The following is a 19,467-nucleotide window of genomic DNA, read 5'->3' as shown; positions in this document are numbered from 1 at the left end:
GTCGGTGGTGCGGGCTTAGGCTGGTCTCCGGGAAGAGGAAGAACACCGTATGAAGTCGCAGCGCACGAAGTCGCGTACCACCGCGATGCAGAGCATCACGACGCTCCCGGACTCCCCGGAGCTGGACCGGGCGCACCGCCTGTCCAAGTACGTCTGGCAGATGGCGTTCCGCGTGGTGTGCTTCGTCGGCGCCGTCCTCATCTGGTCCGCGTGGCACACGTGGCTCGCGGTCATCCCGATCGTCGCCGCGGCCGTCATCCCCTGGGTCGCCGTGATCCTGGCGAACGCCGGCAGCCAGGCCGAGAGCGACATCGTGACGCCCGCCGGTGCCATCGAGCTCTACGACGCCGTCGACCCCCGCCTCCGCGAGCAGCAGGAGGACGCCCGGGCCGAGGCCTACCGCGCCGAGCAGGAGCGCCTGCGCGAACAGGCGCAGCACGCGCAGGAAGAGTGGCAGCGGAACGGCGACCGTTCCCGCGTCTGGACCGCGCGGCCGAAGGCCCGGCGCTGATGGGGGCGACCTTCGACCTGTTCACCGAGCCGGGCTCGACGCCGGTGTGCTCGCGGGCCGGCTGCAGTGAGACCGCCGAGTGGCGCATCAACTGGCGGAACCCGCGCATCCACGCCACCGACCGGGTCAAGATCTGGGCCGCGTGCGACGAGCACTGCGACTTCCTCGCCGACTACCTCCGTTCGCGGTCCTTCCCGGTGCGGGTGACGGGCATGCAGGAAGAGGTCGAGCGGCTCGAGGACGTCCGGACGCGTGAGGACGCGCCGAAGAACGACGTCGGGGTGCGCTCCACCGGCACCGGACGATGACCGACCAGTTCGACCCGAGCAGCCGGTACGGCCGGAAGCACGCTGCCAAGCTGCAGCGTCAGGCGGAGCGCAGCCGTGCAGGCTCGTCCGGCAGCACTCTCCCCGACGGCGTGGCTGCCGACAGCACCGCTGTCGACGGGCCGACCGTCGGCTGGCGGTTCGTCCGCAGCCGTCGGTGGCTCGGCTACTTCGCGATCGCCGTCGCGTTCGCGATCGTCTGCACACTGTTCGGCATGTGGCAGTGGGACCGGCGGAACGAGGCGGTCCGGCAGAACGAGCAGATCGCCGCGAACTACGACCACACCCCCGTCCCCCTGACCGAAGCACTCCCGCGCGCGGGCAGCTGGGACGACGGCGACACCTGGCTCCGGGTGCAGGTCACGGGCCGGTACGACGTCGACGAGCAGCTCCTCGTCCGCAACCGCGTGCACAACGGGCAGCCCGGGTTCGAGGTTCTGACGCCGCTCGTCACCGCCGACGGCCGCGCCTTCGTGGTCGACCGGGGGTGGGTCCCGACCGGCAACCGGCAGGACGCCCCGGATCACGTCCCCGCTCCCCCGAGCGGCGAGGTCACCGTGACCGCACGGCTGCAGCAGAGCGAACCGCGCATCCCCGGCCGGTCGGACCCGTCCCACACCGACCAGGTGCAGTCGGTCACGCTGCCCGACGTCGCCGACAAGGTGGACGTGCCGATCTGGACCGGTGCGTACGGGCAGCTCGCGTCCGAGTCCCCCGCGCCGACCCAGGCGGCCCCGCTCGGCTGGGACCGGCCGTCCGCCGACACCGGGCTGCACCTCAGCTACTTCATCCAGTGGTTCCTGTTCGCCGCCGGTGGCTTCGGGTTCCTGGCGTACGTGATGGTGCAGGAGTACCGGAACCTCAACCAGGACGACCCCGACGAGCGCGAGCGCGCGCTCGAGCGGCAGCGGCGGAAGGACGCCAAGCCGAAGTCCGACGACGAGGTCGAGGACCAGCTGCTCGGCGCCGGCCGCTGACGCCCGACGGTCCTACGCGAGCTCGATGAGCTCCGCGTAGTCCTTGTTCCAGTGGTCCTCGGTGCCGTCCGGCAGCAGCAGGACCCGCTCGGGGTTCAGCGCCTCGACCGCACCGGCGTCGTGCGACACCAGGACGACGGCACCCTCGTACCCGGCCAGCGCACCGAGGATCTCCTCGCGGGACGCCGGGTCGAGGTTGTTCGTGGGCTCGTCGAGCAGCAGCACGTTCGCGCCGGACACGACGATCATCGCGAGCGACAGACGGGTCTTCTCGCCACCGGACAGGACACCGGCCTTCTTGTAGCCGTCGTCGCCGGTGAACAGGAACGAACCGAGCACGCGTCGGGCCTCGGTCTCGGTCAGGTTCGGCGACGCCGACACCATGTTCTCGATCACCGTGCGGTTCACGTCGATGTTCTCGTGCTCCTGGGCGTAGTACCCGATGCGCAGGCCGTGACCGGGCAGGATCTCCCCCGTGTCCGGCTGGTCCGCGCCGGCCAGGATACGCAGCAGCGTCGTCTTGCCCGCGCCGTTGAAGCCGAGGATGACGACCCGCGAGCCGCGGTCGATCGCCAGGTCGAGGCCGGCGAAGATCTCGAGCGATCCGTACGACTTCGAGAGCCCCTCGGCCATGAGCGGCGTCCGTCCGCAGGCAGCCGGCGTCGGGAAGCGGAGCTTCGCCACGCGGTCGACGGCGCGCTCGTCCTCCAGTCCGGCCAGGAGCTTCTCGGCGCGGGCGACCATCTGGTGCGCCGCCGCGGCCTTCGTGGCCTTCGCACCGAACCGGGCGGCCTGGTCCTTGAGCGTCGCGGCCTTCTTCTCGGCGTTCGCGCGCTCCTTGCGGCGTCGCTCCTCGTCGGCGGCGCGCTGCCGCTGGTAGAGCTTCCACCCCATGTTGTAGACGTCGATGCACTGCCGGTTCGCGTCGAGGTAGAAGACGCGGTTGACGACCTCGTCGACGAGCTCGACGTCGTGCGAGATCACGATGACGCCGCCCGGGTAGGTCTTCAGGTGCTCGCGGAGCCAGACGATCGAGTCCGCGTCGAGGTGGTTCGTCGGCTCGTCGAGGATCATCGTGTCCGCGTCCGAGAACAGGATGCGGGCGAGCTCGATGCGGCGGCGCTGACCACCGGAGAGCGTCTTGAGCGGCTGGTCGAGGATGCGGTCCGGCAGCTTGAGGTTCGACGCGATCGACGCCGCCTCGGCCTCGGCCGCGTACCCGCCGAGGGCGTTGAACTGGTCGTCGAGCCGGCTGTAGCGACGCATGGCCTTGTCGGCGACGTCCGGGTCCTCGCTCGCCATGTCGAGCGTCGCCTGGCGGATGCCCTCCACGAGCTCGCCGAGGCCGCGGGCGTCGAGGATGCGCTTCCGGGCGGTGTCCTCGGGGTTGCCGGAACGGGGGTCCTGCGGCAGGTAGCCGATCTCGCCGGAGCGGTCGATCTTGCCGCCGGTGGGCTGCGTCTCTCCCGCGAGGGCCTTGGTCATCGTGGTCTTGCCCGCGCCGTTCCGGCCGACGAGACCGATCTTGTCGCCCTTCTCGACGCGGAAGGACACGTCCTGCATGAGGAGGCGGGCCCCGACGCGGATCTCGAGTTCGTGCACGGCAAGCACAGAGGACGTCCAATCAGTTGGTGGATGTGCACAACGGTGTGTGCGGGAGGTGCACCGCTACGCTGACGGGACCGATGGTCCCGAACGGGACCAGCAGTCCATTCTAGGAGAATCCATGACGAACGCCACCGGGTTCGCTCGCCGCGCAGTCCTCGCCGACCGCCTCCGCACGCACGGCCTCGCCACGAACGTCGCCCTCGTGGCCGGCGGTGCCCTGTTCACCGCCGCGATGGCGCAGGTCCAGGTCCCGATGTGGCCGGTGCCGATCACCGGGCAGACGCTCGCGGTCGTCCTGGTCGGCGCGACCCTCGGCGCCCGTCGCGGCATGCTCTCGCTGCTCGCCTACGCCGTCGCCGGGCTCGCCGGTGCGCCGTTCTTCGCCGAGGCCACGGGCGGGCTCGCCGCGCTGGCGTCGCCGAGCTTCGGCTACGTGATCGGGTTCATCCCGGCCGCCGGCGTGATCGGCTGGCTCGCGCGTCGCGACTGGGACCGCAAGGTCGGCCGCGCCACCGTCGCGATGCTCCTCGCGAGCGCGATCCCCTTCGTCACCGGTCTGCCGTGGCTCGCGGTCGTCCTCGGCCAGCTCGGCGCGCCGAACGACCTGCAGTCGGTGCTGACGGCCGGCCTGTACCCGTTCATCGTCGGCGGTGTCGCCAAGGCCCTGATCGCCGCGGGCGTGCTGCCCCTGGCGTGGAAGCTGGTCGGCCGCCGCTGACCTCCGGCTCCCCCACATGCAGCAGGGCCCCGCACCGTCCGGTGCGGGGCCCTGCTGCGTAGACGGGTCGGAAGACGCTCACGCTCACGCTCACGTGCTCCCACCTCCGCGAGCGGGCACGACACGCCGCTTGCACTCCGCCGGGCGGGCGATCTCGGTCGGCCGGGAGCGCCGAACGTGCCACATGTGGCCCATTCGACGGGACGGGCCCACACGCGCGCGGCGCCCGGACGACGGACGGGAGGCACGGTGCCAGCTGGCACCGTGCCTCCCTCGCAGGCTCGGCCGGCGCACCCCGCGCAACGCTTCGCGTCGCCGTTGAGCGGGGCGCGCCCGTCCTGCAGGTGGTCGCGACTAGATCGAGAAGCCGAGCGCGCGCATCATCTCGCGCCCGTCGTCGGTGATCCGCTCCGGGCCCCACGGCGGCATCCACACCCAGTTGATGCGGAACGCGTCGACGATGCCGTCGAGCGCGTTGGCCGTGTCACCCTCGATGACGTCGGTCAGCGGGCAGCCCGCGCTCGTCAGCGTCATGCTGATCACGAGCGCGTTCGCCTCGTCGTCCATGGCGAGGTCGTAGATCAGACCGAGGTCGACGATGTTCACGCCGAGCTCCGGGTCCTGGACCTCCTTGAGGCCCTCGACGACCTCGTCGAACTTCTCCGGGGAGAGTGCGGTGATCATCAGTTGCCCGCCGCAGCTGCCTGGACGTAGCGGTCGTAGCCCTCGTTCTCGAGGCGCTCGGCGAGCTCGGGGCCGCCCTGCTCCGCGACCTTGCCCGCGACGAACACGTGCACGAAGTCCGGCTTGATGTAGCGGAGGATGCGCGTGTAGTGCGTGATGAGCAGCACGCCGAGGCCGGTCGCGGCCTTCGCGCGGTTGACGCCCTCCGACACGATCTTCAGCGCGTCGACGTCGAGGCCGGAGTCGGTCTCGTCGAGCACGGCGAACTTCGGCTTGAGGAGCTCGAGCTGCATGATCTCGTGGCGCTTCTTCTCGCCACCGGAGAAGCCCTCGTTGACGTTGCGCTCGGCGAACGAGCTGTCCATCTTGAGGTCGGCCATCGACTGACGCAGGTCCTTGACCCAGCCTCGCAGGGCCGGGGCCTCGCCGTCGATCGCCGTCTTGGCGGTGCGGAGGAAGTTCGACACCGTGACGCCCGGGATCTCGACCGGGTACTGCATCGCGAGGAACATGCCGGCGCGGGCGCGCTCGTCGACGCTCATCGACAGGACGTCCTCGCCGTCGAGGGTGATCGAGCCGCCCGTGACGTCGTAGCGCGGGTGCCCGGCGATCGTGTACGCCAGGGTCGACTTGCCGGAGCCGTTCGGCCCCATGATCGCGTGGATCTCGCCCTCGTTGATGGTGAGGTCGACACCCTTCAGGATCTCCTTGGTGCCCTGGTCGGTGTCGATCGAGACCTGCAGGTCGCGGATTTCCAGAGTGGACATTGCGTGTGTTCCTTCGGTTGCAGCTGGGGTGCGGCGTCAGCCGCGCGGGAAGAGTGGGAGGAGCCGCGGCTCAGTCGACGGGCACGGGGTCGTGGACGTCGACGTACACGTCGCCGTCCCGGACCTCGACCCGGAAGACCGGGACGGGCTCGTAGGCCGGGAAGTTCTGCGGCTTGCCCGTCGCGAGCGAGAACCGGGAGCCGTGCGCCCAGCACTCGAGCGTGTCGCCCTCGACGAAACCCTCGGCCAGGGAGATGTCCCCGTGCGTGCAGGTGTCACCGATCGCGTGCACGGTGCCCGCGGAGTCCTTCACGATCGCGACGGCGGTCCCGTCGACGACGACCCGCATCGGGCTGTCGACGGCGATCTCCGACTCGGCGCAGACCTTCTCGGCCATCAGGCGTCTGCCTGCTCATCGGCGGGCGCTGCCACCGCGGTGCGGCCCTCGGCGAGCTCCTGCTCCACCGCGGCGATCAGGCGCTCCTCGAGCTCGGGCGCGCCGATCTTCTGGAGGACCTCCACCAGGAAGCCGAGGACGACGAGGCGACGGGCCTCTTCCTCGGGGATGCCGCGGGCCTGCAGGTAGAACAGCTGCTCGTCGTCGAACCGACCGGTGGCGCTGGCGTGGCCGGCACCCTCGATGTTGCCGGTCTCGATCTCGAGGTTCGGGATGCTGTCCGCACGCGTGCCGTCGGTGAGCACGAGGTTGCGGTTCTGCTCGTACGAGTCGGTGCCGTCGCCGGCGCGGCCGATGAGCACGTCGCCGATCCAGACCGTGTGCGCGCCCTCGCCCTGCAGCGCGCCCTTGTAGTTGACCCGGCCGCGCGTGTTCGGCGCGTCGTGGTTCACGTAGACCTGCTGCTCGATGTACTGCCCGGCGTCGGCGAAGTACACGCCGTACATCTCGGTGTCCGCGCCCTGCGCGCCGAGGTGCGTCGACGGGTTGACCCGGACGACGTCGCCGCCGAGCGAGACCACGACGTGCTTGAGGAAGGCGTCCCGCCCGACCTCGGCGAACTGCGTCGAAACGTGCACCGCGTCGTCGTCCCAGTCCTGCAGGCTGACGACGGTCAGGCGCGCACCGTCACGGACGACGATCTCGACGTTCTCGCTGAGCAGCGCCGAGCCGCGGTTGTCGATGACGACGATGCCCTGCGCGTGCTGCTCGGCCGTGATGACCGTGTGCGCGGCACGGGCCTGGGTCCCGAAGTCGGACCGCGTGATCGAGATGGACTCGTGCGCCTCGGTCGCCTTGACGGTGACCTTGAGCACGGCGTCGCGCGCGGTCCACGCGGCGGCCGCGGCACGGTCCTCGGGCAGACCCGCGGTCCCGACGGCCGGGTCGTCGCTGCGACCCCACTCGACGTCGGCGCCCTCGGTCTGACGGGCGAGGAACGGGTAGGCGGAGCCGTCGAGTCCGCCGTCGAGCAGCGGCTGGAGCTTGGCGATCGGCGCGAACTTCCAGTTGACCTCGCGACCGGTGACCGGGGCGAACGCGTCGAGGTCACCCGACTGCGGGCGCTCCGAACGGGTCTGGACGGGGACCTTCTTCGCGGCGGCGTCCGGGGCGTCCCAGCCGCCGTCCGAGTGGGCCTTCGCACCGTGCTGCTCCGAGCCGGGTGCGGGGGCGACCGGCTGGTCGATGCGGGGGGTGGGCGTGGAGCTGCTCACTAGCCGACGGATCCTTCCATGCTCATCTCGATGAGCTTGTTGAGTTCGAGCGCGTACTCCATCGGGAGCTCGCGGGCGATCGGCTCGATGAAGCCGCGGACGATCATCGCCATCGCCTCGTCCTCGGGCATGCCGCGGGACATCAGGTAGAAGAGCTGCTCCTCGCTGACGCGGGAGACCGTGGCCTCGTGCCCGAGCTGCACGTCGTCGACGCGGATGTCGATGGCCGGGTAGGTGTCGCTCCGGCTGACGGTGTCGACGAGGAGCGCGTCACAGCGCACGGTGTTCGCCGCGTGGTGCGCCGCCGGGTCCACCCGGACCTCGCCGCGGTAGCCCGCACGACCGCCGCCGCGGGCGATCGACTTCGAGACGATCGACGACGTCGTGTACGGCGCCATGTGGATCATCTTCGCGCCGGCGTCCTGGTGCTGCCCGGGACCCGCGAAGGCCACCGACAGGGTCTCGCCCTTGGCGTGCTCGCCCGCGAGGTAGATCGACGGGTACTTCATCGTGACCTTGGAGCCGATGTTGCCGTCGATCCACTCCATCGTGGCGCCCTCGTGTGCGATCGCACGCTTGGTGACGAGGTTGTAGACGTTGCTCGACCAGTTCTGGATGGTCGTGTACCGGACGCGGGCGTTCTTCTTGACGATGATCTCGACCACGGCGGAGTGCAACGAGTCCGACTTGTAGATCGGCGCGGTGCAGCCCTCGATGTAGTGGACGTAGGAGTCCTCGTCCGCGATGATCAGCGTCCGCTCGAACTGCCCCATGTTCTCGGTGTTGATCCGGAAGTAGGCCTGCAGCGGGATCTCGACGTGCACGCCCTTCGGGACGTAGACGAACGAGCCGCCGGACCACACGGCCGTGTTGAGCGCGGCGAACTTGTTGTCGCCGGCGGGGATCACGGAGCCGAAGTACTCCTCAAAGAACTCCGGGTGCTCGCGGAGCGCCGTGTCGGTGTCCATGAAGATGACGCCCTGCTGCTCCAGGTCCTCGCGGATCTGGTGGTAGACGACCTCGGACTCGTACTGCGCGGCGACGCCGGCGACCAGGCGCTGGCGCTCGGCCTCGGGGATGCCCAGGCGCTCGTACGTGTTGCGGATGTCCTCGGGCAGCTCTTCCCAGGTCTGGGCCTGCTTCTCCGTGGACTTGACGAAGTACTTGATGTTGTCGAAGTCGATGTCCGACAGGTCGGCGCCCCACGAGGGCATCGGCTTGCGGTCGAAGAGCGTCAGGGCCTTGAGGCGCAGCTTCTGCATCCACTCGGGCTCGCCCTTGCGGGTGGAGATGTCGGTGACGACCTCCTCGGAGAGGCCACGGCGCGCGGATGCGCCGGCGGTGTCGGAGTCGGACCAGCCGAACTCGTATTGGCCGAGCCCTTCGAGCTCGGGACGGTCGATGAGCACGTCGGACATGGTCTCCTCGTTTCCTTCTCGCACGGCAGCGTCTCCGGGTGAACCCGTGGCGTCCGGACGCCATTCCACCGCAGACCTCCGACACGCTCGTCACGTGCAGGTCGGCCACGCTGTTGCTGCCTCGCAACGACAATGGTTCCACGCAGTCGTCCGACCGATCCGCGATCACGGCCCATTCGGAGCCGGCGCCTGCCTAGACTTGACTGCTGCTGAACCCTCGAATCCTACAGGTTCGCCGCACCGAACAACAGGAAGGCACCACCCTCGTGACTCGCGTCGGACCCACCGTCGAGCAGAGCGTCGCACCGGACGGCGGCACCGGGCGGTGGTGGTCCCTCCCCCGGGCGGTCGACCGCCGCGTGATCTGGCTGGCCTGGGCCTCCTTCGTCGTCGAGGTGGTGCTCATCGGCACCGGTGGGCTCGTGCGCCTGACCGCCTCCGGCCTCGGGTGCCCCACATGGCCGAAGTGCACCGCCGAGTCGCTCGTGTCGACGCCCGAGATGGGCATCCACGGCGTCATCGAGTTCGGGAACCGGCTCCTCACGTTCGTGCTCGTCGTCGTCGCCATCGCCGCGTTCCTGGCGGTCGTCCGGATGCGGCGCACCCGTCCGGAGCTGTTCTGGCTCGCGTTCGCACAGGGTGTGGCCATCCCGGTCCAGGCCGTGATCGGCGGCCTCAGCGTGCTGACGAACCTCAACCCCTTCGTCGTCGGCCTGCACTTCGTCGTCTCCGCGACCCTCGTGGCGATCACCGCGACGATGGTCTACCGCGCGGTGAAGGGCCCCCGTACCGCCGACCGACTCGTCCCGGGCTGGTACCGCGGTGTCGTCAGCGGCACCGTCGCGGCGGTCGCCGTGACCGTGCTCGTCGGGATCCTGACCACCGGTTCCGGCCCGCACGCCGGCGCGGACGAGGCCGTGGACGGCGGCCGACTGCACCGCACCGGGTTCGACCCCGCCCTCATGGAGCACCTGCACGCGATCCCGGCCTACGTCCTGTTCGCCCTGACGCTCGTGCTCGTCGTCGGCGCGGTCCGCCTGCGCCTGCCGAGCACCTGGGCGCTCCTGCTCCTCGTGGTCGAGTTCGTCCAGATCGCGGTCGGCCTCACCCAGGCACGAACGGGGCTGCCGGTCGGCCTCGTCGGGACGCACATGGTCCTCGCCGGACTCCTGGTCGGTGCGGTGACCGTGGTGGTCCTGTCGACGCGGGGCACCGCCGGACGCCAGGCCGCGCGGGAGCCCCTGAGCGCCTGAGCCGACCCACCACCGGAACCCCGCGGGCCCTCGGTCCGCGGGGTTCCGTCGTCCCGGGCGCGTCGCGGCTGCGTCGCGGCTGCCGGATGACCGGGGCCGCCTCCGCGCCGACCGACGAAGTCTCCACGTCCGCGGTCGGACGACGGCAGCGGTGACGCTTGCCAGCGACGAACGACCGTGACGCCGCACCTCCGGCGTGTGGCGCCGGTCCGACGCGCCCGCCCACCGGACTGGAGGCACGGCGTCGGCCCGTCCCGTGCCTCCAGTCCGTCGCCGCGCACCGCCGACGCGAGACGCCCCCGAACGCACGAGACGCCGCCGGAACCGGCGGCGTCTCGTGTACAGGAGGGCGTCTCGCGGAACGCGACGTCCGCTCCGGGCCCCCCGGGCGCCCGGCGCTACAGCGAGAAGGTGAAGACCTGCGGCAGCAGCGGGTCGATGCCCACCGCGATGAACAGCAGCGTCAGGTAGGTGATCGAGCTGTGGAAGACGCGCATCGGCTGCACGTGCTCGACGTGCTGGATCGCTCGCGAGTACAGCCGGTGCGACTCGACGACGAACCAGATGCCCCCGGCCAGCGCGACGACCGTGTAGAGCGGCCCCATGCCGGCGACCGGGATCAGCAGCAGCGAGCAGACGAGCGTCGCCCACGCGTACAGCACGACCTGCAGGCCGACGACCGTGCGGCCCCGGACCACCGCGAGCATCGGCACGGCGGCCGCGTCGTAGTCGTCGCGGTACTTCATCGACAGCGGCCAGTAGTGCGGCGGCGTCCAGAGGAAGATCACCATGAAGAGGATGATCGGCGTCCACGTCAGCGAGCCGGTCACCCCGGCCCAGCCGATGAGCACCGGCATGCAACCGGCGGACCCGCCCCAGACGATGTTCTGCGGCGTGCGGCGCTTGAGCCACAGCGTGTAGACGCAGACGTAGATGAGGATCGCGACGACGCTGAGGGCGGCCGCGAGCCAGTTCACGAGGAAGCCGAGGACCGCCGTCGACAGCACGGCGAGCACCCACGAGAACACGAGCGCTTCGCGGTCCGACAGCTCGCCGGTGACGAGCGGACGGGAGCTCGTGCGCTTCATCAGCCGGTCGATGTCGCGGTCGATGTAGCAGTTGAAGGCCGACGCGGACCCGGCGGACATCGCCCCGCCGAGCATCGTCCAGAACACGAGCCACAGGTCGGGGACGCCACGCTCGGCCAGGAACATCGTCGGCGCGGTCGTGACGAGCAGGAGCTCCATGACGCGGGGCTTGGTCAGCGAGACGTACGCACGGACCTTGCGGGACAGCGTCGAGCGGGGTCGATCGGTGTCGGGCCGGGTCACGGTGGCAGTCGGCAAGGGAACCTCAGTCTGTTCGCGTCAGCTCGCACACTCGGTGGACGGCTCCGTCGTCGTCGGGGCGTGCGTCGACCCGGAATGCACACGGGTCCTGCTTAGTTTAGGCCATCACGGCGCCGCGATGATGCCCCGCCCCGCCGGACCTCCAGAGCCACTGCAGCGCACCGACACGGTGGCCGTGTCACCTGGACACCTTCTGAGTGCGTGGTCACTATGCTGGAGGGGCCTCCCGTAGTGCGTGCCCCGAAGACGTCGGCCGTACCGAGCCGGTCGGCCGCCGTTCGGACGGCAGCACGACACCCGGCCCCGGGACGGCGATCATGTCCGTGCGATGGCACGAGCCCTCGCACATGTCGCAACAACGAAGGGTCAACATCCAAGTGGCTGAATTCACCTGGGACGCCATCGACAAGAAGGCCGTCGACACGGCGCGCGTCCTCGCCGCCGACTCGGTCGAGGCCGCCGGCAACGGTCACCCCGGCACCGCGATGAGCCTCGCGCCCGTCGCCCACCTGCTCTTCCAGAAGGTGATGCGTCGCGACCCCAGCGACTCCACCTGGATCGGCCGCGACCGCTTCATCCTGTCGGCGGGCCACGCCTCGATCCTGCAGTACGTGCAGTTCTACCTGCACGGCTACGGCCTCGAGCTCGAGGACCTGCAGCACCTGCGCAAGTGGGGCTCCAAGACCCCGGGTCACCCGGAGTACGGCCACACCGACGGCGTCGAGATCACCACCGGCCCGCTCGGCCAGGGTCTCGCCTCGGCCGTGGGCTTCGGCTACGCGCAGCGCTTTGAGCGCGGCCTGTTCGACCCGGAGACCGCCGACGGCGAGTCGCCGTTCGACCACTTCACCTACGTGATCGCCGGTGACGGCGACATGCAGGAGGGCGTCACGAACGAGGCCGCGAGCCTCGCCGGCCGCCAGCAGCTCGGTCGCCTTGTCGTCTTCTACGACTCGAACCAGATCTCGATCGAGGACGACACCGACATCGCGTTCTCCGAGGACGTCGCCGCCCGCTACGAGTCGCTCGGCTGGCACGTCCAGCACGTCGACTGGAAGAAGACCGGCGAGTACTCCGAGGACGTCGAGGAGCTCTACCGCGCCGTCGAGGCCGCCAAGGCCGAGACGACCAAGCCGTCGCTCATCGTCCTCAAGACGATCATCGGTTGGCCGTCGCCGACCAAGCAGAACTCCGGCAAGATCCACGGCTCCGCCCTGGGTGGCGAGGAGCTGAAGGGCCTCAAGGAGGTCCTCGGCTTCGACCCCGAGCAGACCTTCCACGTCGACCCCGAGGTCCTCGAGTACACCCGCGGCGCCGTCGCCAAGGGCCAGGCCGAGCACGCCGAGTGGACCAAGACCTTCGACGCGTGGGCCGCGGCCAACCCGGAGAAGAAGGCGATGCTCGACCGCATCAACGCCGGCGAGCTCCCCGAGGGCCTCGAGGAGGCCCTGCCGGTCTTCTCCACCGAGAAGGACGTCTCGACCCGCGCCGCCTCCGGCAAGGTCATCAACGCCATCGCGCCGCTCATGCCCGAGTTCTGGGGCGGTTCGGCGGACCTCGCCGAGTCGAACCTCACCACGATCGAGGGCGCGAAGTCCTTCGGTCCGGCCGAGGCGAGCACGAAGACCTGGAGCACCGACCCGTACGGCCGCGTGCTGCACTTCGGCATCCGCGAGCACGCGATGGGCTCGATCCTGTCCGGCATCGTCCTGCACGGGAACACCCGCCCCTTCGGCGGCACCTTCCTGATCTTCAGCGACTACATGCGTCCGGCGGTCCGTCTCGCCGCGCTCATGGGCGCACCGGCGATCTACGTCTGGACGCACGACTCCATCGCCCTCGGCGAGGACGGCCCGACGCACCAGCCGATCGAGCAGCTCACCGCCCTCCGTGCGATCCCGGGTCTCGACGTCGTCCGCCCGGCCGACGCGAACGAGGTCTCCTACGCCTGGCTCGAGATGCTCAAGCACAAGGACCGCCCGGCCGGCATCGCGCTGAGCCGTCAGAACCTCCCCGTGATCGAGCGCGGTGAGGGCGAGGCCTCCGGCGACACCTTCGCCTCGGCGAAGAACGTCGGCAAGGGTGCGTACGTCCTGGCCGAGGCGCCGAACGGCACCCCGGACGTGATCCTCATCGCGACCGGCTCCGAGGTCCAGATCGCCCTCGACGCGCGCGAGCAGCTCAAGGGCGAGGGCATCAACGCCCGCGTCGTGAGCGCGCCGTCCCTCGAGTGGTTCTTCGAGCAGTCGGAGAACTACCGCGAGCAGGTCCTGCCGAAGGCCGTCACCGCGCGCGTCTCGGTCGAGGCCGGCATCGCGATGAGCTGGCGGGACATCGTCGGCGACAAGGGCCGCAGCGTCTCGATCGAGCACTTCGGTGCGTCGGCCGACTACCAGCGGCTCTTCGCGGAGTTCGGCTTCACGACGGAGCACGTCGTGGCCGCCGCCAAGGAATCGATCGCAGCTTCCTGACCCTCCAGGGCCGGGTCCGGTACGCCGGATCCGGCCCTGCTGCCGGGAGGCTCGTGGCGGGTCCCGCCCCGCGCCTCCCGGCCCACAGTCCACGGCCTCCGGGCCGACGAAAGAAGAAGTGGAACACCATGGCTGAGAACACCCCCACCGCCGCCCTCTCCGAGGTCGGCGTCAGCATCTGGCTCGACGACCTCTCGCGGGAGCTCCTCGAGACCGGCAAGCTCTCCGAGCTGATCGAGCAGAAGAACGTCGTCGGCGTCACGACGAACCCGACGATCTTCGCGTCGGCCCTCGCCAAGGGCGAGCGCTACGACGCGCAGGTCAAGGAGCTCGCCGCCGCGGGCACCGACGTGACCGACGCGATCTTCGAGATCACCACCCAGGACGTCGCGAACGCGTCCGACGTCTTCAAGCCGATCTACGACGAGACCAAGGGCTTCGACGGCCGCGTCTCGATCGAGGTCGAGCCGGGCCTCGCGCACGAGACCGCGAAGACCATCGAGCAGGCGAAGTTCCTGTTCGAGAAGGTCGGCCGCGAGAACGTCCTCATCAAGATCCCCGCGACCGTCGAGGGCCTCGAGGCCATCACCGAGGTCATCGGTGCCGGCATCTCGGTGAACGTCACCCTGATCTTCTCGCTCGAGCGCTACCGCGCCGTCATCGACGCCTACCTCGGTGGCCTCGAGAAGGCCAAGGCCGCCGGCCACGACCTCTCCAAGATCCACTCGGTCGCCTCGTTCTTCGTGTCGCGCGTCGACTCCGAGATCGACAAGCGCCTGGACGCCGTCGGCACCGACGAGGCGAAGGCCCTCAAGTCGAAGGCCGGCATCGCCAACGCGCAGCTCGCCTACCAGGTCTGGACCGAGGCCTTCGCCACCGAGCGTGCCCTGGGCCTGCTCGAGGCCGGCGCGAACACGCAGCGTCCGCTCTGGGCCTCGACCGGTGTCAAGGACCCGTCGCTGCCCGACACCCTGTACGTGACCGAGCTCGCCGCGCCGAACACGGTCAACACCATGCCGGGCAAGACGCTCGACGCCACGTTCGACCACGGCGAGATCCACGGCGACGCGATCGCCGGCTCGTACGACGACGCACAGCAGGTCATGGACCAGATCGCCGCCGCTGGTGTCGACTACGACGACGTCGTGGCGCTGCTCGAGAAGGAGGGCGTCGACAAGTTCAACGTGTCCTGGGGCGAGCTCGTCGACACGGTGAAGACCGCGCTCGAGAACAGCAAGTAGGCACCACCGGAGCCCGCGTCCGGTGACGGGACCACCGTCGCCGGACGCGGGCACCCACCGGTCAGGACCTGCCCCCGGAGCCGCCAGGCGCCTCCAGGCCGGCCCAGACCACCACGACGGCGGAGTCGCCGCTGCCCCCGCAGCGTTGCGCTCCGCCGTCTCCGTTCGACTCACAAGGAGTTCACCGACTCATGTCACCGGTGGCTGTCACCCCGGAGCACAACCCGCTCCGGTTGCCGACCGATCGTCGTCTGAACCGGATCGCGGGTCCCAGCACCCTCATCATCTTCGGCGTGACGGGCGACCTGTCCCGCAAGAAGCTGATGCCCGCGGTCTACGACCTGGCGAACCGGGGGCTCCTGCCGCCCGGGTTCGCGCTGGTCGGGTTCGCCCGCCGCGACTGGGAGGACCAAGACTTCTCCCAGCTCGTCCACGACGCGGTCAAGGAACACTCCCGCACCCCGTTCGACGAGGACGTGTGGCGCCAGCTCGAGCAGGGCATCCGCTTCGTCCAGGGATCGTTCGACGACCCCGAGGCGTTCCGGGAGCTCAAGCGCACCGTCGACACGCTCGACGAGGAGCGCGGCACCCTCGGGAACCACGCGTTCTACCTGTCCATCCCGCCGAAGATGTTCCCGGTCGTGACCGAGCAGCTGAAGCTGTCCGGGCTGACCGAGCAGCGCGAGGGCTCCTGGAGCCGGGTCGTCGTCGAGAAGCCGTTCGGTTCGGACCTCCGCACCGCACGCGAGCTCAACGCGATCGTCGAGAGCGTGTTCGCGCCAGACGACGTGTTCCGCATCGACCACTACCTCGGCAAGGAGACCGTCCAGAACCTGCTGACGCTCCGGTTCGCGAACCAGATGTACGAACCCATCTGGAACTCGAACTACGTCGACCACGTGCAGATCACGATGGCCGAGGACATCGGCGTCGCCGGTCGTGCCGCGTACTACGACGGCATCGGCGCAGCGCGCGACGTCATCCAGAACCACCTGCTGCAGCTCCTCGCCCTCACGGCGATGGAGGAGCCCGTCTCGTTCAAGGCCGGTCACCTCCGCGCCGAGAAGGAGAAGGTGCTCTCCGCGGTGCGCCTGCCGGAGGACCTCGCCACCGCGACGGCCCGCGGGCAGTACGCCGGCGGCTGGCAGGGCGGCGAGAAGGTGCTCGGGTTCCTCGAGGAAGCGGGCATGGACCCCGAGTCCACGACCGAGACCTTCGCGGCGATCAAGCTCGACATCGCGACCCGTCGCTGGCAGGGCGTCCCGTTCTACCTGCGCGCGGGCAAGCGTCTCGGCCGCCGCGTCACCGAGATCGCGATCGTGTTCAAGCGCGTCCCCGAGGACGTCTTCGGCATCCCGCAGTCCCCCCTCGGCCAGAACGCGCTCGTCATCCGCGTGCAGCCTGACGAGGGCGTCACGCTCCGCTTCGGTTCGAAGGTCCCCGGCGTCGGCACGCAGGTGCGCGACGTGACGATGGACTTCGGCTACGGCCACGCGTTCACCGAGGCGTCCCCCGAGGCGTACGAGCGACTCATCCTCGACGTGCTCCTCGGCGACCCGCCCCTGTTCCCCCGGCACCAAGAGGTCGAGCTCTCCTGGAAGATCCTCGACCCGATCGAGGAGTTCTGGGCCACGCAGGGCCAGCCCGAGCAGTACCGTCCCGGCACGTGGGGTCCGGCCTCGGCCGACGACCTGCTCGCCCGCGACGGCCGGACCTGGAGGCGTCCATGAAGATCGACCTGCCCGACACCACGGTCTCGAAGATCCAGAAGACCCTGGTGCACATCCGCGAGGAGGGCGGCGCCGTCGCCCTCGGCCGCGTGCTGACCCTCATCGTCTCGACCGCCCTCGGGCACGAGGAAGAGGCGATCTCGGCCGCGAACGAGGCGTCGCGCGAGCACCCGATGCGCGTCATCATCGTGTCGAAGAACGCCGGGGACACGAAGTCCCCCGGTCGCCTCGACGCGCAGATCCGCGTCGGGAGCGACGCGGGCGCCAGCGAGGTCATCGTCCTCCGCGCGTACGGCGAGACCGCGACCGACGAGGAGAGCCTGGTCACCGGGCTGCTCCTGCCGGACGCCCCCGTCGTCGCCTGGTGGCCCGACGCCGCACCGTCGAAGCCGTCCGAGTCCGCACTCGGACGGATCGCGCAGCGCCGCATCACCGACGCCGCCGCCCAGAAGGACCCGAACGAGGCGATCGCCGCGCTCGGCGAGTCCTACGTCCCCGGTGACACCGACTTCGCGTGGACCCGGCTGACGCTCTGGCGGAACCAGCTCGCCGCAGCGCTCGACCAGCCGCCGTACGAGCCCATCACCGGCGTCGAGGTCTCCGGTGCGAGCGACAGCCCGTCGACGATCATGCTCGCCGCCTGGCTGCAGCTGCGCCTCGAGGTGCCCGTCCGAGTCGTCACGTCGCCCCGCGCGACCGGCTCGAGCGGCATCCACGGCGTGAAGCTCGAGCGCGAGTCCGGCACGATCGACCTCGAGCGCTCCCTGGTGGACGTCGCGACCCTGTCGATGCCCGGACAGCCGACGCACGACCTGTCGCTGCCGCGCCGCAACCTGCGCGACTGCCTGGCCGAGGAACTCCGTAGACTCGACCCGGACGTCCTCTTCGGGGACGTCGTCAAGCACGGGGTGCCGCAACTCCGCGATTCGATCGCGGGCTAGCGCCACCCAGGCCGGACCGTCACCCCGGTGGCGGTCCGGCCGACCCGGTCCTGCTCGCGCGCCGGGCCGCCACGAACACGGGAGTCACGTGACCAACGAACGACGGGTGCTGGTGCACCCGGACAAGCAGGCCCTCGGCGCATCCGTCGCCGCTCGCTTCCTCACGAAGATCATCGACGTGCTCGACGAGCAGGAGCGCGCGGACATCGCGATCAGCGGTGGCTCCGTGTCCTCCCTGGTCCTCGCCGCGATCAGCCAGTCGCCGGCGCGCGAGAGCGTCGACTGGTCGAAGGTGCACGTCTGGTGGGTCGACGAGCGCTGGGTCCCCGAGGGCGACGCCGACCGCAACGTCACCGGCACCCAGACCGACTTCCTAGACCACGTCGGGATCCCCACCGAGAACGTCCACCCGATGGGCGCCTCGGACGCCGGGCTCTCCATCGACGAGGCAGCCGCCCGGTACGAGCGCGAGCTGCAGGACGCCGCACCCGAGGGCGCCGTCGCACCCCGGTTCGACATCACGCTGCTCGGCGTCGGCCCCGACGGCCACACCGCCTCGCTCTTCCCGGAGTTCCCGCAGCTCGCCGTCACCGACCGTGCCGTGCTGACCGTGGACGACTCCCCCAAGCCGCCGCCGCAGCGTCTGACGCTGTCCTTCCCGGTGATCAACGCCTCGCAGCGTGTGTGGGTCATCCTGTCCGGCGCCGAGAAGGCCTCGGTCCTGGGGCTCGCCCTCGCGGGCGCCGCGGTGGACGAGGTCCCGGTCGGCGGCGTGCAGGGTCGGAAGCGCACGGTGTTCTTCGTCGACCAGGACGCCGCGCGCGACGTGCCCGAGAACCTCATCGCGTCGACGTACTAGGCGCACCCCCGGAAGAGGCCCGCTCGCGCCCCCGCGAGCGGGCCTCTTCTGTCATGCTCGGCACCGCGCGGCGACGACTCCTGCCCGGTCGACGAGCGACCGGCGGCATGTCGTGCACATTCGCGAACGACGAGGACCCCACGCGAGTCCTGCGGCACGAACAGCGACGGGAACGACGAAGGCCCCCGTACCGGATCGGTACGGGGGCCTTCGGACGACCGTGGGGCTACTTCGCGGTGCCGCGACGCTGCCGGAGCTGCTGCAGCGCGTCCTCGAGGAGCTGCGCTGCCTCTTCTTCAGTGCGACGTTCCTTGACGTACGCCAGGTGGGTCTTGTACGGCTCGGTCTTCGCGACGACCGGAGGGTTCTCCTTGTCGCGACCGGCCGGGAGCCCGGTGGACGGCGAGTCGACCGTCTCGGGGATCTCCTCGTCGGGCAGGGTCGCCGAGAAGTACCGGACGACCTCGTTCCCGAGGGCGTCCCAGTACGAGACGGCCACGCGCTCGGCCTGGACCCCGCGGTCCTGCTCCCCCATGGGCCCGGCTCCGACGCGCGAGCCCCGGATTGCACTGCCTCCGCTTGCCATGTTCAGCTCCCCGCTGTGAACTTGTTGATGAGACCGAGCACGATGATCGACACGATCCAGATCAGACCGAGGATCACCGTGATGCGGTTGAGGTTGCGCTCGGCGACGCCGGACGCCCCGAGGTTGCTCGTCACGCCGCCGCCGAACATGTCGGAGAGGCCGCCACCGCGGCCCTTGTGCAGCAGGATGAGGAGCGTGAGCAGGAGGCTCGTGATCGCGAGCAGGACCTGCAGCACGACGGAGAGAATCGCCACGACGTACCTTTCGTGTCAGTCAGCCATGCAAGTGTACCGGGCTGCCGGAGTGACCGGGGCCACCGGCACCGGTGTGGCCCGGCACCGGAGCCGACAGGCACCG

General features: G+C 70.1%; 19 protein-coding genes. 10 read left to right on the top strand and 9 right to left on the bottom strand.

From position 1 onward, the window contains the following. Positions 1-49 precede the first annotated feature (49 nt). Genes HUN59_RS00300 through HUN59_RS00290 form a run of 3 tightly spaced genes read left to right on the top strand, consistent with a single transcriptional unit; the run spans position 50 to position 1,814 of the window. Positions 50-511 (top strand): DUF3099 domain-containing protein, encoded by a 462-nt coding sequence (locus tag HUN59_RS00300; protein ID WP_174777163.1) that lies wholly within the window; start codon positions 50-52, stop codon positions 509-511. Further along, on the top strand, positions 511-819 hold the full coding sequence (locus HUN59_RS00295; RefSeq protein ID WP_373286835.1) for a hypothetical protein: 309 nt from the start codon (positions 511-513) through the stop codon (positions 817-819). The genes HUN59_RS00300 and HUN59_RS00295 overlap by 1 nt, the downstream gene beginning before the upstream one ends. Continuing rightward, a complete protein-coding gene (locus HUN59_RS00290; RefSeq protein ID WP_174777162.1) occupies positions 816-1,814 on the top strand; it encodes an SURF1 family cytochrome oxidase biogenesis protein in 999 nt (332 codons plus the stop codon). Before HUN59_RS00295 ends, HUN59_RS00290 begins: the two co-directional genes overlap by 4 nt. A gap of 12 nt (positions 1,815-1,826) precedes the next feature. Here the strand turns inward: HUN59_RS00290 and HUN59_RS00285 are convergent, their stop codons facing one another. Beyond that, positions 1,827-3,425: an ABC-F family ATP-binding cassette domain-containing protein gene (locus HUN59_RS00285; RefSeq protein WP_174777161.1), complete on the bottom strand. Its 1,599-nt coding sequence runs from the start codon at positions 3,423-3,425 to the stop codon at positions 1,827-1,829. Between the two features lie 115 nt (positions 3,426-3,540). Here HUN59_RS00285 and HUN59_RS00280 point away from each other — a divergent pair, with 115 nt between their 5' ends. Further along, entirely contained in the window at positions 3,541-4,140 is a 600-nt protein-coding gene (locus HUN59_RS00280) for a biotin transporter BioY (RefSeq protein WP_174777160.1), read from the top strand. A gap of 354 nt (positions 4,141-4,494) precedes the next feature. On the opposite strand, the gene HUN59_RS00275 is transcribed toward HUN59_RS00280, so the two are convergent. The 5 genes from HUN59_RS00275 to sufB all read right to left on the bottom strand — a co-directional run bounded on the left by HUN59_RS00275 (position 4,495) and on the right by sufB (position 8,680). Continuing rightward, positions 4,495-4,824, bottom strand: a complete 330-nt coding sequence (locus HUN59_RS00275) for a metal-sulfur cluster assembly factor (RefSeq protein ID WP_022902786.1) — start codon at positions 4,822-4,824, stop codon at positions 4,495-4,497. Further along, positions 4,824-5,591: a Fe-S cluster assembly ATPase SufC gene (sufC, locus tag HUN59_RS00270; protein ID WP_174777159.1), complete on the bottom strand. Its 768-nt coding sequence runs from the start codon at positions 5,589-5,591 to the stop codon at positions 4,824-4,826. Before sufC ends, HUN59_RS00275 begins: the two co-directional genes overlap by 1 nt. A gap of 70 nt (positions 5,592-5,661) precedes the next feature. After that, positions 5,662-5,988 carry a non-heme iron oxygenase ferredoxin subunit gene (locus HUN59_RS00265; RefSeq protein ID WP_213143203.1) on the bottom strand — a complete coding sequence of 109 codons (327 nt, stop codon included), beginning with the start codon at positions 5,986-5,988 and terminating at the stop codon, positions 5,662-5,664. Then, a complete protein-coding gene (gene sufD / locus HUN59_RS00260) occupies positions 5,988-7,262 on the bottom strand; it encodes a Fe-S cluster assembly protein SufD (protein WP_174777158.1) in 1,275 nt (424 codons plus the stop codon). Before sufD ends, HUN59_RS00265 begins: the two co-directional genes overlap by 1 nt. Next, positions 7,262-8,680 carry a Fe-S cluster assembly protein SufB gene (sufB, locus tag HUN59_RS00255; RefSeq protein WP_114849926.1) on the bottom strand — a complete coding sequence of 473 codons (1,419 nt, stop codon included), beginning with the start codon at positions 8,678-8,680 and terminating at the stop codon, positions 7,262-7,264. Before sufB ends, sufD begins: the two co-directional genes overlap by 1 nt. A gap of 266 nt (positions 8,681-8,946) precedes the next feature. On the opposite strand from sufB, the gene HUN59_RS00250 reads away from it, so the two are divergent. After that, positions 8,947-9,933, top strand: coding sequence for a COX15/CtaA family protein (locus HUN59_RS00250; RefSeq protein ID WP_174777157.1), 987 nt, complete (start codon positions 8,947-8,949; stop codon positions 9,931-9,933). A 398-nt stretch (positions 9,934-10,331) separates the two neighbouring features. Here HUN59_RS00250 and HUN59_RS00245 read toward each other — a convergent pair whose 3' ends face one another. Continuing rightward, on the bottom strand, positions 10,332-11,264 hold the full coding sequence (locus HUN59_RS00245) for a heme o synthase (RefSeq protein WP_058742902.1): 933 nt from the start codon (positions 11,262-11,264) through the stop codon (positions 10,332-10,334). Positions 11,265-11,659: 395 nt separating this feature from the next. Here HUN59_RS00245 and tkt point away from each other — a divergent pair, with 395 nt between their 5' ends. The 5 genes from tkt to pgl all read left to right on the top strand — a co-directional run bounded on the left by tkt (position 11,660) and on the right by pgl (position 18,524). Continuing rightward, positions 11,660-13,753, top strand: a complete 2,094-nt coding sequence (tkt, locus tag HUN59_RS00240) for a transketolase (RefSeq protein WP_217483594.1) — start codon at positions 11,660-11,662, stop codon at positions 13,751-13,753. A gap of 128 nt (positions 13,754-13,881) precedes the next feature. Further along, positions 13,882-14,994 carry a transaldolase gene (gene tal, locus HUN59_RS00235; protein ID WP_114849930.1) on the top strand — a complete coding sequence of 371 codons (1,113 nt, stop codon included), beginning with the start codon at positions 13,882-13,884 and terminating at the stop codon, positions 14,992-14,994. 191 nt (positions 14,995-15,185) lie between these two features. Beyond that, the gene (gene zwf / locus HUN59_RS00230; protein WP_058742905.1) at positions 15,186-16,724 is read left to right on the top strand and encodes a glucose-6-phosphate dehydrogenase; all 1,539 of its coding nucleotides are present in this window, start codon (positions 15,186-15,188) and stop codon (positions 16,722-16,724) included. After that, positions 16,721-17,665, top strand: a complete 945-nt coding sequence (locus HUN59_RS00225; protein ID WP_174777155.1) for a glucose-6-phosphate dehydrogenase assembly protein OpcA — start codon at positions 16,721-16,723, stop codon at positions 17,663-17,665. The genes zwf and HUN59_RS00225 overlap by 4 nt, the downstream gene beginning before the upstream one ends. Before the next feature lie 88 nt (positions 17,666-17,753). Then, positions 17,754-18,524 (top strand): 6-phosphogluconolactonase, encoded by a 771-nt coding sequence (gene pgl / locus HUN59_RS00220; RefSeq protein WP_174777154.1) that lies wholly within the window; start codon positions 17,754-17,756, stop codon positions 18,522-18,524. Between the two features lie 226 nt (positions 18,525-18,750). Here pgl and HUN59_RS00215 read toward each other — a convergent pair whose 3' ends face one another. Both HUN59_RS00215 and secG read right to left on the bottom strand, forming a co-directional pair. After that, positions 18,751-19,110, bottom strand: coding sequence for an RNA polymerase-binding protein RbpA (locus HUN59_RS00215; protein WP_058742908.1), 360 nt, complete (start codon positions 19,108-19,110; stop codon positions 18,751-18,753). A gap of 2 nt (positions 19,111-19,112) precedes the next feature. After that, on the bottom strand, positions 19,113-19,364 hold the full coding sequence (gene secG, locus HUN59_RS00210; protein WP_058742909.1) for a preprotein translocase subunit SecG: 252 nt from the start codon (positions 19,362-19,364) through the stop codon (positions 19,113-19,115). Positions 19,365-19,467 lie beyond the last annotated feature (103 nt).

Source organism: Curtobacterium sp. Csp2, from assembly GCF_013347165.1.
This window is presented reverse-complemented; position numbering and strand designations above follow the sequence as displayed.